10 protein-coding genes are annotated in these 13,443 nt (G+C 64.4%); 4 read left to right on the top strand and 6 right to left on the bottom strand.

From position 1 onward, the window contains the following. The first annotated feature begins 81 nt into the window (after positions 1-81). On the top strand, positions 82-1,293 hold the full coding sequence (gene gltS / locus ACO06P_RS24195; RefSeq protein ID WP_420347779.1) for a sodium/glutamate symporter: 1,212 nt from the start codon (positions 82-84) through the stop codon (positions 1,291-1,293). A 46-nt stretch (positions 1,294-1,339) separates the two neighbouring features. Here the strand turns inward: gltS and ACO06P_RS24190 are convergent, their stop codons facing one another. The 6 genes from ACO06P_RS24190 to ACO06P_RS24165 all read right to left on the bottom strand — a co-directional run bounded on the left by ACO06P_RS24190 (position 1,340) and on the right by ACO06P_RS24165 (position 9,592). Continuing rightward, positions 1,340-1,603, bottom strand: coding sequence for a hypothetical protein (locus tag ACO06P_RS24190; protein WP_420347778.1), 264 nt, complete (start codon positions 1,601-1,603; stop codon positions 1,340-1,342). Between the two features lie 47 nt (positions 1,604-1,650). Beyond that, positions 1,651-2,655 carry a dihydroorotate dehydrogenase-like protein gene (locus ACO06P_RS24185; RefSeq protein ID WP_420347777.1) on the bottom strand — a complete coding sequence of 335 codons (1,005 nt, stop codon included), beginning with the start codon at positions 2,653-2,655 and terminating at the stop codon, positions 1,651-1,653. Between the two features lie 27 nt (positions 2,656-2,682). Further along, a complete protein-coding gene (gene nifJ / locus ACO06P_RS24180) occupies positions 2,683-6,285 on the bottom strand; it encodes a pyruvate:ferredoxin (flavodoxin) oxidoreductase (RefSeq protein ID WP_420347776.1) in 3,603 nt (1,200 codons plus the stop codon). Between the two features lie 39 nt (positions 6,286-6,324). Beyond that, positions 6,325-7,983: an NAD(P)-binding protein gene (locus ACO06P_RS24175; protein ID WP_420347775.1), complete on the bottom strand. Its 1,659-nt coding sequence runs from the start codon at positions 7,981-7,983 to the stop codon at positions 6,325-6,327. Positions 7,984-8,207: 224 nt separating this feature from the next. Next, a complete protein-coding gene (locus ACO06P_RS24170; protein ID WP_420347774.1) occupies positions 8,208-8,597 on the bottom strand; it encodes a CBS domain-containing protein in 390 nt (129 codons plus the stop codon). A gap of 239 nt (positions 8,598-8,836) precedes the next feature. Continuing rightward, complete coding sequence (locus ACO06P_RS24165; protein WP_420347773.1) at positions 8,837-9,592, bottom strand: cyclic nucleotide-binding domain-containing protein; 756 nt, start codon at positions 9,590-9,592, stop codon at positions 8,837-8,839. A gap of 198 nt (positions 9,593-9,790) precedes the next feature. On the opposite strand from ACO06P_RS24165, the gene ACO06P_RS24160 reads away from it, so the two are divergent. The 3 genes from ACO06P_RS24160 (at position 9,791) to ACO06P_RS24150 (ending at position 13,430) form a co-directional block, all read left to right on the top strand. Then, the gene (locus ACO06P_RS24160; RefSeq protein ID WP_420347772.1) at positions 9,791-10,255 is read left to right on the top strand and encodes a universal stress protein; all 465 of its coding nucleotides are present in this window, start codon (positions 9,791-9,793) and stop codon (positions 10,253-10,255) included. A gap of 60 nt (positions 10,256-10,315) precedes the next feature. After that, positions 10,316-11,968, top strand: a complete 1,653-nt coding sequence (locus ACO06P_RS24155) for an MFS transporter (protein ID WP_420347771.1) — start codon at positions 10,316-10,318, stop codon at positions 11,966-11,968. 67 nt (positions 11,969-12,035) lie between these two features. Then, a complete protein-coding gene (locus ACO06P_RS24150; protein ID WP_420347770.1) occupies positions 12,036-13,430 on the top strand; it encodes a NarK family nitrate/nitrite MFS transporter in 1,395 nt (464 codons plus the stop codon). The last annotated feature ends 13 nt before the right edge of the window (positions 13,431-13,443 follow it).

Raw genomic sequence — 13,443 nt, 5'->3', positions numbered from 1 at the left:
TGAAGCCCGGACCAGCAACCTTGGCTGCGGCGCCGACACCGAGCGGGCCAACGCGGCCGGCCACGGGAGAAGGCGAAGGCCATGGTCCACACGATCTCCGGGGCGAGCGTCGTCGTCATCGCGGTCGTCGTCTGGTTCCTCGGCAGCTTCATCACACAGCGAGTCCCGTTTCTCCGGCGCTACAGCATTCCTGTCGCGGTCACAGGCGGGCTGATCTGCAGCCTAGTCGTCATGGCCGTCTACTATGTCTTTGGCATAACGGTCGAATTCGATACGGAACTGCGCGACCTCCTGCTGCTCATCTTCTTTTCCACCATCGGCCTCTCGGCAAAGCTCGGGCTCCTGAAGGAGGGCGGTAAGGCGCTGGCCATCCTGGTGGCCGCGGCGGCGGTCCTTCTGATTTTGCAGAACTCCACCGGGGTGCTGCTCGCCATGGCCTTCGGCGCCCATCCCGGCTACGGGCTCTTCGGCGGCAGCGTCTCCCTCGCCGGGGGCCACGGCACGGCGATTGCCTGGGGTCAGGTCGCCGAGGAGGCAGGCCTCGTCGCCGCCGCGGAAGTCGGGATCGCTTTCGCCACCTTCGGCCTCATTGCCGGCGGGATGATCGGGGGACCGCTCGCCGAGCGCTTGATCGACAAGAACCGGATCGAGAATGGTCACGGGGGCGAAGATCCCGCGGCCCGCTCCAGGCCCGTGGAGCCCCAGAAGAAGAATCACCTGCCGCCGCTTTCGGCCTCGCTGGGCACGCTCCTGGCTCTCGCGCTCTGCGTCGAGGCGGGCGATCTCGTCAACCAATTCCTGTTCTCCCGCGGTGTTACCCTGCCAGGCTTCCTGACAGCAATGATGGTCGGCATCGTCATCGCCAACCTTTCCGAGCCTCTCGGATTTCGCCTGGATCCGGTGGCGCGCGAACAGGCCGCGGAGATCAGCCTGCAGCTCTTTCTGGCCATCAGCCTGATGAGCATGCAGCTCTGGGTCCTGACCGACGCCGTCGGCCAGATCCTGCTCGTGCTTTTCGCGCAGATGACGCTGATCGCCCTCTTCGGCGCCTGGATTGTCTTTCGGCTCATGGGCCGGGACTACGACGCCGCAGTCATCGTCTCCGGCTTTGCCGGTCTCGGCATGGGCGCCACGCCGGTCGGCATCGCGAACATGAACGCCGTCACGGCGAAGTACGGGCCGTCGCCGAAAGCGTTCCTCGTCATTCCGCTGGTTGGCGCCTTCTTCCTCGACATTGTCAATGCCCTGGTGATCAAGACCTTCCTCGGCATGCCCTTCATGCAGGTGCCTTGACGCACCAAGAGGACTAGATCTCGGCCACGGCCTGACGAGCCCGGCGTCAATCGGCAGCGATCTCGCCGATCTCGACGGAGCGGCTTTCCTGCCACGCGGCGACCGTTTCGGCATCGACATCGTGACGCGTTCCACCGTCCCCTTCGGCGACGATCCAGCACTCCAGTTCGGTCTCGCCGGTGGGCACGCCCTGCGCCCAGACGGCGGTGATACGGTGCTCGCCGGGGGCGATCGAGCGGCTGCGTCCGTCCACGTCGGTGTATTCCACGGCCGTCTTCACCAGAAGGATCCTGCTCTGACTCGTGTCCACGTGAGTCTCTCCCATCCCCTGTTGCTCGATCCATCGGAACCGCCCAATTAGAGCGTGTAGGGATTCTTCCAGCTCTCCATGATGCGCAGATAGTTCGCCCGCGCGAAGGCGGTCGGGTCCGCCACCTTCTGCTGACTCAACACGCCTTGCATCTGAGCCACGCTCTCGAAACCACGCCGGTCCATCCACTCGCCGAGTCCCTCGACCAGCGTCTGGCAATAGCCCGGCCCGTTGCGCAGCAGCGCCGACGTAGACATCACGGCATCGGCACCGGCCAGAAGATACTTGACCACCTCCCGCGGCCCCTCGACGCCGGTCGTCGCCGCCAGAGAGACGCCGACGCGGCCATAGAGCATGGCGATCCAGCGCAGGGGCAAGCGGATCTCGCCCGCAGTGCTCAACTGCAGATCCGGCGCGACGGCCAGCTCTTCCAGGTCGAAGTCCGGCTGATAGAAGCGGTTGAAGAGAACCAGGGCGTCGGCGCCGGCCGCCTCAAACTGACCGGCCATATGCGCCATGGCACTGAAGTAAGGGCTGAGCTTGAGCGCCACGGGCAGCGAACAGGCGGCCTTGGCCGCTGCGAGGGCCTCCAGGTACTGCCGTTCGACCGCTTCACCGCTCATCGCCGGATCACCCGGCAGATAGTAGACATTGAGCTCCAGGCCGCTTGCGCCGGTTCCGGCCAGCAGGCCGGCGTAGTCGCCCCAGCCTTCTGCCGTGACGCAGTTAAGACTGGCAATGACGGGGACATCCACCGCCTCCGCCCCGCGCCGGACAAGATCGAGGTAGCGGTCCGGCCCGACGTGGAACTCGTCGACGCTGGGAAAGTAGCTGAGCGACTCGCCGAAGCTCTCCGCCCCGACGGCGGTCAGGTGGTCGACGGAGGCCATCTCCTGCTGCAACTGCTCTTCGAAGAGCGAAAACATGACGATGGCCGCCGCCCCACCGTCCTCCAGCCGCCTGATTCCGTCCAGGCTGGCGGAAAGCGGCGAGGCCGAGGCAACGACCGGGTGCTTGAGCCCGAGGCCCATGTAGCGGGTGGTCAGGTCCATAGCTGCGCCTACTCCCTCTCTGCCTTGTCAGCCACGCGCATCGGTGCCGCCCAGCGCCATTTCCTCATAGACGCTCCACTTGCGCTCAACGGCTTCCTGCGCCTTGGTCATCAGCGCTTCGGCGACCTCGGGGTTGGCATGGCTCAGCATGCGGTAGCGCAACTCGTTATAAGCGTAGTCTTTCACGCGGATCTTGGGCCGCTGGGAATCCAGCACGAAGGGGTTCTCACCGGACTGGCGGACCGCCGGGTTGTAGCGCAGCAGCGGCCAGTAACCGCTCTGCACCGCCAGGTGCTGCTGTTCCAGGCCTTTCTGCATGTTGATGCCGTGGGCGATGCAGTGGCTGTAGGCGAGGATCAGCGACGGTCCCTCGTAGACCTCCGCCTCGCGCAGGGCCAGAAGCGTCTGCTGTGGGTTGGCGCCCATGGCCACCCGCGCCACGTAGACGTTTCCGTAGGAGATGGCCTGCAGCGCCAGGTCCTTCTTGCCCACCGCCTTGCCACCGGCGGCGAACTTCGCCGTCGCCCCGATGGGCGTCGCCTTGGACATCTGCCCGCCGGTGTTGGAGTAGACTTCGGTGTCCATCACCAGGACGTTGACGTTGCGCCCACTGGCCAGCACGTGGTCGAGGCCGGCGGAACCGATGTCGTAGGCCCAGCCGTCACCGCCGACGATCCAAATGCTGCGGCGGACCAGATGGTTGGCGACGGAGAGCAGGTCGCGCCCCGCCTCGCTGTTCAGGTCATGCAGCCGTTCTTTGAGGATGGTGACGCGGGCGCGCTGGGCGCGGATCTCCGACTCCGTGTGCTGCGGCGCCTTGAGGATCGCATCGGCAAGATCCGGTTCGACCGCGTCGCGCAGATCCCCGAGCATCGATCTTGCGAGGTCCAGATGTTTGTCGGCGGCGAGACGGAACCCGAAGCCGAATTCGGCGTTATCCTCGAAGAGGGAGTTGGACCAGGCCGGGCCGCAGCCCTCGGCGTTCTTGGACCACGGTGTCGTGGGCAGGTTGCCGCCGTAGATGGAGGAACAGCCGGTGGCATTGGCGACGACGAGGCGGTCGCCGAAAAGCTGCGACAGCAGCTTCAGATAGGGCGTCTCTCCACAGCCGGCGCAGGCGCCGGAGAACTCGAAGAGCGGCTCCAGGAACTGGGCGCCGCGCACGGTGGAGAACTCGACCCGGGCGCGGTCGTTGATCGGCAGGGTTTCGAAGAAAGCCAGATTCTCCCGCTCCCGCGCCAGGATCGGGTCCTTGGCCTTCATGTTGATGGCCTTCACGCCGGTCTCCGTGGCGCTCTTGGCAGGGCAGACCTCGACGCAGAGTGCGCAGCCGGTGCAGGCGTCGGGGTAGATCTGCAGGCTGTAGCGGGTCTCCGGGAAGCCGCGTGCGTCGATCATCGCCGACTTGAAGCTCTCGGGCGCGGACTCCAGCAAGGGTTCCTCATAGAACTTGGCGCGGATCACACTGTGCGGGCAGACGAAGCTGCAGTTGCCGCACTGGATGCAGATCTCCGGCTCCCACTCCGGGATGAACTGGGAGAGGTTGCGCCGCTCCCAGGCCGCCGTGCCGGTGGGATAGGATCCGTCGACCGGCATCGCACTGACCGGCAGGTCGTCGCCCTTGCCCGCCATCATCGCCGCCGTTACCTGCTGGACGAAGTCCGGCGCTTCGGGCGGCACGATGGACGGGCTTTCCCGCCCGCCGGCGGCCGCGGCAGGCAGGGTGACGGGATAAAGGTGGGACAGGGCCGCATCCACGGCCGCATTGTTCTGCCGGATCACCTCCCGCCCCTTCTTGGCGTAGGACTTTTGGATGGCCTCCTTGATCCGGGCGATCGCACGCTCCGAAGGGATGACCCCGGCAAGCGCGAAATAGCAGGTCTGCATGATGGTATTGATGCGCCGGCCGAGGCCCGCCTCCAGCGCCACCTTGTAAGCGTCGATCACATAGAGGGCGATGGACTTCTCCAGGATCTCTTCCTGCAGGCGGCGCGGCAGGTGGTCCCAGACCTCCTCCGGGCCGTAGGGGCTGTTCAGCAGGAAAGTGGCGCCCGGCGCGGCGCGCGCCAGAAGGTCGACGCTGTCGACGAAGTGAAACTGATGGCAGGCGACGAACCTGGCGGACTGCACAAGGTAGGGCGCACGGATCGGCTCCGGGCCGAAGCGCAGGTGGGAGACCGTCTGCGACCCTGATTTCTTGGAATCGTAGACGAAGTAGCCCTGGGCATGGAGGCCTGGCTCGTCGCCGATGATCTTGATGGTGTTCTTGTTGGCCCCTACGGTGCCGTCGGCACCGAGCCCGAAGAACATGGCCTGGTGATTCGCTTCGGGCTCAATGGCGAAGCCCGTGTCGTAGTTCAGGCTGCTGTGGGAGACATCGTCGTGGATGCCGACGGTGAAGTGGTTCTTCGGCTGCCCCGACGCGAGTTCGTCAAAGACCGCCTTGATCATTGCCGGGGTGAACTCCTTCGAGGACAGTCCGTAACGCCCGCCGATGACCCGCGGCATCGCCGCCATCGGCAGGCTTCCAGCCGCCGCCGCCTCGGCCAGGGTGGTGAGCACATCCTGATAGAGCGGCTCGCCCGGCGCTCCCGGTTCCTTGGTGCGGTCCAGCGTGGCGACCGCCTGCACCGAGGCCGGCAAGGCGGCCAGCAGGTGCGCCGCGGAAAAGGGCCGGTAGAGGCGCACCTGCAGGACCCCAACCTTCTCTCCCCCGGCGGTAAGGTGGGCGACGGTCTCCGCAACGGTTTCGGCGCCCGAGCCCATGATCACGATCACCCGCTCGGCGTCCTCAGCGCCGTGATACTCGAAGAGGCCGTAGCGCCGGCCCGTCAGCTCCGCGAAGCGATCAAGGGTCTTTTCGACCACGGCCGGTGCGCCGGCGTAGAAAGGATTCACGGTCTCCCGCGCCTGGAAGTAGACGTCCGGGTTCTGCGCCGTGCCGCGGATCAGGGGCGCGTCCGGATCCAATGACCGGGCGCGATGGGCGCGCACCAGGTCGTCGTCGATCATCGCCCGGATCTCGGCATCGGTGAGCAGCGTCACCTGGTTCACTTCGTGGGAGGTGCGAAAGCCGTCAAAAAAGTGCAGAAAAGGGACGCGCGCCTCCAGGCTGGCCGCCTGCGCGACGAGGGCCATGTCCTGCGCCTCCTGAACCGAGGCGGAGGCGAGGAGTGCGAAGCCGGTGGTGCGCACCGCCATGACATCGGAGTGGTCGCCGAAGATCGAGAGCGCCTGCGCCGCCAGCGAACGGGCTGCGACATGGAAGACCGCGGCGGTCAGTTCGCCGGCGATCTTGTACATGTTGGGGATCATCAGGAGCAGGCCCTGAGAGGCCGTGAAGGTGGTGGTCAGGGCTCCGGTCTGCAGGGCGCCGTGCAGTGCGCCCGCGGCCCCGCCCTCACTCTGCATCTCGGCGATATCGGGCACATTGCCCCAGATGTTTGGGCGCCCCTCGTTGGACCACTGATCCGCCAGTTCCGCCATCGGCGAGGAGGGCGTGATCGGATAGATGGCGCAGACCTCGTTCACCCGGTAGGCGACGGATGCGACCGCCTCGTTCCCGTCGATGGTCGCTACCGCGCGCGTCGGCGGAACCGCAGCGCGCGTCAGGCCTTCCCGTGCTGGCATATCGTTCGGCATCGCTCTTCCGCTGTTGTGGCGCTGCGGTCAGCGGACCAGGACGGTCACCTTGTCCTGGGCCGCTTCCGCCTCGGGGATCATCTCGATGGCATGGCAGGGGCACTGCTCATAACAGACGGCGCAACCGGTACAGAGTGCATCTCTGACCTCGTAGCCCTTGCCGCGGCCCAGCTTGACGATGGCGCTTTCCGGACAGGCCCCGTAGCAACCGTCGCATTCGTAGCAGTTGCCGCAGGACAGGCAGCGCCGAGACTCATAGCGCGCCTCGCCCTCGCTGAGACCCTTGATGATTTCCTCGAAAGACTCGGCGCGGGTGTCGGCCTCCAGATGCTCCTGAGCCTGTTGCGGCGCATCGGTGGAATACCAGACGTGAAGCTTCTCATAGCCGGCCAGCGGGTTCTTCGCCGGCCTCTCGTAGGCACCGCCACGCAGCCAGGCATCGATATTGCGCGCCGCCTTTTTGCCGTGACCCACCGCCGCGGTCACGGTGCGCTCCGCCGGCACCATGTCGCCGCCGGCGAAGAGCCCGGGGTAGCCGGTCATCATGCCTTCGGAGACCAGTACGGTGCCATCGTCCTGGAACTCGACGCCGGGAATGCCCCGCATGAAAGCGGTGTCGCTTTCCTGCCCCAATGCAAGGATCAGGCTGTCGGCTTCCAGGGTTTCGAATTCGCCGGTCGCGCGCGGGCGGCCGTCGGCGCCGATTTCCATGCGCTCGACGGTAAAGCGGGTGCGATCGATGGCTTTGATGGTGCGCAGCCAGTGGATCTTCACCCCCTCCTCCAGGGCGTCCTGTGCTTCGAAGTCGTGCGCCGGCATGTGTTCGCGGTCGCGGCGATAGATGATCAGCGCCTCTGTCGCCCCCAGCCGCTTGGCGGTGCGGGCGGCATCCATCGCCGTGTTGCCGCCACCGTAGACGGCGACCCGGCGGCCGATCTGCGGCGGCTCGCCGGCATCGACACCACGCAGGAAACTGACGGCATCCAGGATGCCGCCGGCATCGCGGGCGGGAATCTCCGTGCGGCGGCTGAGATGGGCGCCGACGGCGACGAACATGGCATCGAAGCCGCCGGCTTCCTGCTCGGCCAGCAGGTCTTCCACCTTGTGATCGAAGACCATGGTCACGCCCATGGCGGCAATGCGCGCCACCTCGCCCTCCAGGATGTCGCGCGGCAGCCGATAGGCGGGGATGCCGAAGTGCATCATGCCCCCGGCGACCGGCCCAGCCTCGTGGATCTCCACGTCGTGGCCCAGGCGCGCCAGATGATAGGCGGCAGAGAGCCCGCTGGGCCCGGCGCCGATCACCAGCACCCGCTTGCCGCTCGGCGGACCAGGCTCGAAGGCCCAGCCGGATTCCAGGGCCAGATCACCAAGAAAGCGCTCGACCGCATGGATACTGACGGGCTGATCGAGGTAGCGCCGGTTGCAGGCAGTCTCGCAGGGATGGTAGCAAACGCGCCCATGCACGGCGGGCATGGGATTGTCACGTGTCAGGATCCGCCAGGCTTCCTCGAAACGGCCAGCCTGTGCGGCGTCCAGCCAAGCCTGGATGTTCTCGCCCGCAGGACAGGCATCGTTGCAGGGCGGCAGCAGATCGCGATAGATCGGCCGCTGTGTGCGGAAGGGCCCGGTACGGCGCTCGTGCGTGAGATCCGGCGGACGTGTCAGGTCGGTCTGTTTGGCCATTGCACTCCCCACCATCTGCTGAGGGATTTCGCGTCACCCTCGTTGGAACCGGATGTTCCCTGCCGACCGAACCGTGGTCCCGGCAAAGCTCGAAGAAAGGATCTCTGCGCCCGCGGTAGTGTGTGAAGGATCGGTCTCAAAGGCCTGCAGCCGCATTGATCCTGATCAAGCTCATACCCGGAGGCTGCATACGATCCCCATGCGGGATCGCGCAGGGCGGGCCGTTACGACGGCGACGCCGCGCCGACCGCCACCAGATCCCGCTGGGAAACCACGCCGAGGACCCGTCCCTCGCCGTCGACCACCGGCATATGGCGGAACTTTCCGGCCGTCATGCGTTGAACGGCGTCTTGCGGTGTCGCATCCGGCGGCAGGGTCTGCGGCGCCTCGGTCATCACCTCCGCCAAGTGCGTGAGGTCCGGGTTGCGCCGTGTCGCGACGAAGACCCTGAGGGCGTCGCGTTCGGTAAAGATGCCGCGCAGTGTCCCTTCCTCCATCACGAGGACGGAGCCGACGCCATGATCGACCATGTAGCGCGCGGCCTCGCGGATGGTGCTGTTGCTCGCAAGCTGCGCCAGGTTCTGGCCGCGGACAATTTCACGAACTGTGGTCATGGGTCGCTTCCCGGCTGTCAGAACATGGCGCCAGTTTAGTGAAACAGCCGCGTTCGACCTTGATCCATCTCAAGCGCGCAGGGATCCATCTCAAGCGCGCTGGCCGTCGAGCAGTGGCGAAGCAACACTTCAACTCTGGGAAGGGGGGCTGCGGACACAGATCGCGCGAGCGCTCGGGGTCAGGCTGCCCAAGGTCAGTTTGCCGGGGGTCAGCTTGCCGGGGGTCAGCTTGCCGGGGGTCAGCTTGCCGGATCGTCGATCAGCGGGCTTGGCTTCGCAAAGCGCTCCAGATCGCGCTGGTCGGAGATGCGCACTTTGATACCCTCCACCGCCACACCGTAGGGCTGAAGCCCCTTGAAGGCCCGGCTGAGGTTTTCCGGGGTCATGCCGAGGAACGATGCAAGCCGGCGCTTTTCGATCGCAAGATCAAACTCGGCGCCGCCGCCCGCGCGCATCTGCCGCCGCAGAAGGTAGTTGGCGAGCCGCTCCAAGGAAGTGCGCAGCTTCAGATCCTTGGTGCTCTTGATCACGGAGCGGTAGCAGCGGGCAAGCTCGGTAACGATCGCTTGGGCAAACAGGGGGTCGATTTCAAAGACGGCACGCACATCTTCGCTCGGTACCAGGACAATTCGGCTCTTCTCGAGCGTCCGGGCCGACATCAGGTAAGGCGCATCCTTGATCGTAGCCGCGAGGATGAAAGTCGCAACCGGATGCACTGTCGCCATGCTTGTCTCCCGCCTGTTCCACGTCGAGAAGAGCTCGACCGATCCAGTCAGAACGATGTGCAGGAAGTCGCTGGGATCGCCCTCGTTGATCAGCTCGATCTGAGGCGGGAAGTTCTGAACGTAGGACCCACGCATCAGGGTCAGGAAGTTGTCTTCCTGCATCCTCTGGAACAGATCCAGCCTGCGGATCTCGGGGAAATGCGACCTGGGCATAACGAAGGCGTACCGTCCGACTCCTCTCTTGATATTTATCAATCCCGTGATCGTCAATTGTCAACGGATGAAATATTGAGCCTTGTCCCTGCAATTGACTCGCAGCACATCGAGACCTCAAATTCTTCTGTAACCCATTTATTTCAAACAGAAAAAGCCGCCATTTGATCCTGATCAAATCGGCGAACGCAGATCTGTAGGCCTCTGACGACACGCGCTGGCCAGGGGCGGCGCAAAGACCGAAGGAGCACAGTGATGGATGTCATGATCGCCTACGATCACTCGCGCAATGCGCGGATCGCGCTCGAGGCCGTCAAGGAGATGTTTGGCGCGATCAAGCCGAACATTACCCTGATCTCCGTCATTGAGGACCCCGGCAGCGCAACCGCCGGCGCCGACGACATGTTCCAGGAACAGTACGCCGTACAGAAGGCCGGTGTCGACGCGGCGGCCGCCGAACTCCTGGCAGCCGGTTTCCCTTCCAAGGTCGTCGTCGCCCAAGGCGACGCCCGCAAGATGATCCTACGGGCCTGCGAAGAACGCCAGCCCAGCCTGCTCGTCATGGCCCGCCACAGCCACAAGCCCGACGGCAACTTTATCACCCGGCGCCTCGATGCGCTGGTCGAGGAGTTCGATCACATGACCTTCGGGTCGGTCTCCGCCTTTCTCGCGCGCCGCGTGCAGTGTCCTCTGCTGATCGTTCCGACAGGCGCCGATTGACCGCGCCTTTCCGCGGCCAATGAACAGCTCGATACTCTCTAGCCCGACCGAGGCACACCGATGCAAGTTTCTGATGTCTTCCGGTTCAAGAATCGTGAAATCCGCGCGCTCCATCTGACCTGGATCGCCTTTTTCATCACGTTCTACGTCTGGTTCAACATGGCGCCGCTGGCGTCGTCGATCCTCAACTCGGTCGACTGGCTGACCAAGGACGACCTGCGCCTCTTCGCCATCGCCAACGTCGCCCTCACCATTCCCGCCCGAATTCTCGTCGGCATGGCATTGGACAAGTGGGGTCCGCGGCGCGTCTTCTCCGTTCTGATGGTGACGATGGCCATTCCCACTTTCGTCTTCGCCTTCGGTGACACGCGCGAACAGCTTTTCATTTCCCGCCTGATAATGTCATCGGTCGGCGCCTCCTTTGTCGTTGGCATCCACATGACCGCCCTCTGGTTCAAGCCACGCGACATCGGGTTCGCCGAGGGTTTCTACGCTGGTTGGGGCAACTTCGGCTCGGCCGCCGCGGCGCTCACGATCCCCACCGTGGCCCTGACCATCTATGGCGGCGATAACGGCTGGCGCTATGCGATCGCCACTTCCGGCGCAATCATGGCGCTCTACGGCATCTTCTATTGGTTCGCGATTACCGACGGGCCGACGAAGGACACCCACAAGAAGCCGCGTCAGGCGGCGGCGCTGGAGGTTTCCAGCTACCGCGACCTCGGTATGCTGATCCTGTTCACGATACCTTTGATCGGGATTCTCTCGATCCTTGTCTGGCGGATCCAGGGCACAGGCTACATCGACACGATGACGGCATCGATCTGCTACCTGGCAATCGTCGTGGTCGTCGTCTACCAGGTCTGGCAGGTCCTGCGTGTCAACCTGCCGGTCCTGAAGAGAGGTGTGCCCAAAGACGACCGCTATCCCTTCTCTTCGGTGGCCGCCCTCAACACCACCTATTTCGCCAACTTCGGCGCCGAACTTGCAGTGGTGTCGATGCTGCCCCTCTTCTTCCAGGAGACCTGGGGCCTCACGCCAGTCACGGCCGGTATCATCGCCTCGTCGTTCGCCTTTGTGAACCTCTTCGCACGTCCGATGGGAGGGCTCGTCTCGGACCGCTTCGGCAATCGCCGCTTCGTGATGCTGTCCTACATGTTCGGCATTGGGATGGGTTTCGTCCTGATGGGACTTCTCGACTCGACCTGGCCCCTCATCGTCGCAATCGCGATCACCATCGCCTGCTCGTTCTTCGTACAGGGTGCAGAGGGTGCGACCTTTGGGATCATCCCCTCGATCAAGCGGCGCGTGACCGGCCAGATCGCCGGCATGGCGGGGGCCTACGGCAACGTCGGAGCGGTCTTCTACCTCTTCATCTTCATGTACGTCACGCCGTCGCAGTTCTTCTTCATTATCGCGACCGGCGCATTCATAAGCTGGGCAGTGTGCTTCATCTGGCTGCGCGAGCCTCAGGGCGGCTTCGGTGACGAGTACGTCATCTCCTCCGTCGATGAGGCAATCGCCGACGAAGCAAGGCTGCGCCGCGAGACGGAAGCCGACCTGGCGGTGATTTTCGCTGGCAGCGAGAAAGTCGCACTGGCCGACAAAGGCACCGGCCTGACCGTGACCGCCAGGTTCAAGGATATCAACGAGCTGCGCACGACGCTGGCACGTCTTGGTGATGGCGGCGTGAAGTCCGCGCCAGCCGAATGATACGCCTGCGGCCCACCGCAGGGGCCGCCCATTTGAAACCATACGCCACAGCGGGAGGAACCAACCCATGGCGACCACAGATCACCCCAAGCGGCCTCAGGGTTACGTCCTGACCGACTGGCGTCCCGAAGACCCCGAATTCTGGAAAGCCCGGGGTCACGCCATCGCCACGCGCAACCTTTGGATCTCGATCCCCAATCTTCTGCTGGCGTTCTCAGTCTGGATGGTGTGGTCGGTCGTCGTCGCCCGGCTTCCGGCGATCGGCTTCAGCTATTCGACCGGCGAGTTGTTCTGGCTGGCGGCCTTACCGGGCCTGTCCGGCGCGACGCTCAGGATTTTCTACAGTTTCATGATCCCGATCTTCGGCGGACGCCGGTGGACGGCGCTCTCGACGGCTTCCCTGCTTCTTCCGGCACTCGGGATCGGCTTCGCCATTCAGAACCCTGAAACGCCGTACATGGTGTTCGTGGCCCTGGCCCTGATGTGCGGTTTCGGCGGCGGCAACTTCGCCTCCTCCATGGCCAACATCGCCTACTTCTTTCCCAAGAAGACCAAGGGCCATGCGCTGGCCCTGAACGCCGGTCTTGGCAACCTCGGCGTCTCGGTGATGCAGTTCGTCGTTCCGCTGGTGATCACGGCGAGCGTTTTCGGAGCCATCGGCGGCCAAGCCCAGACACTGAGTGACGGGAGTGAGCTGTGGATTCAGAACGCCGGCTTCATCTGGGTGCCTTTCCTGCTGGTTTCGGCCGTCGCGGCCTGGTTTGGCATGAACGACATCGCCGACGCCAAGGCTTCGCTGGCGGATCAGCTCACGATCCTTAAGCGCAAGCATAACTGGGTCATGTGCATTCTCTACATCGGCACCTTCGGATCCTTCATAGGCTACTCCGCCGGGTTCCCACTGTTGATGAAGACTCAGTTCCCGGAAGTGAACGTGCTGTCCTACGCCTTCCTCGGTCCGCTTGTTGGAGCGCTCAGCCGGGCGGCGACCGGGTGGGTATCGGACAAGTTCGGCGGCGGCCGCGTCACCTTCTGGGTGTTCCTGGGCATGATCATCGCTGTCTGGGGCGTTCTGCAGTTTCTGCCGAACAACGGCTCCGGCGGCGACTTCTGGGGCTTCTTCGCCTGCTTCATGGCGCTGTTCTTCCTGACTGGGGTCGGCAATGCCTCGACCTTCCAGATGATCCCGACAATCATGAAGCAGGAGATCGCGCGCCTGATGCCGAATGCCGATCCGGCGGTGGGCCAGAAAACCGCGGATCGCGAAAGCGCCGCGATCATTGCCTTCACCTCGGCCATTGCCGCCTACGGCGCCTTCTTCATCCCCAAGAGCTATGGCACGTCGATCACGCTCACCGGCGGACCGGAGATGGCGCTCTACAGCTTCATGGCCTTTTACGCGCTCTGCGTCCTCGTCACCTGGTTCTTCTACACCCGGCGCAACGCGCCGGTGCCCTGCTGACCCTCGCGAAGAA

Origin of the sequence: Pelagibius sp., from assembly GCF_965227505.1 — a bacterium.
Classification (GTDB): Bacteria; Pseudomonadota; Alphaproteobacteria; order Kiloniellales; family Kiloniellaceae; genus Pelagibius.
The sequence above is the reverse complement of the archived record's forward strand: the minus strand, read 5'-3'. Positions and strand labels throughout refer to the sequence as shown.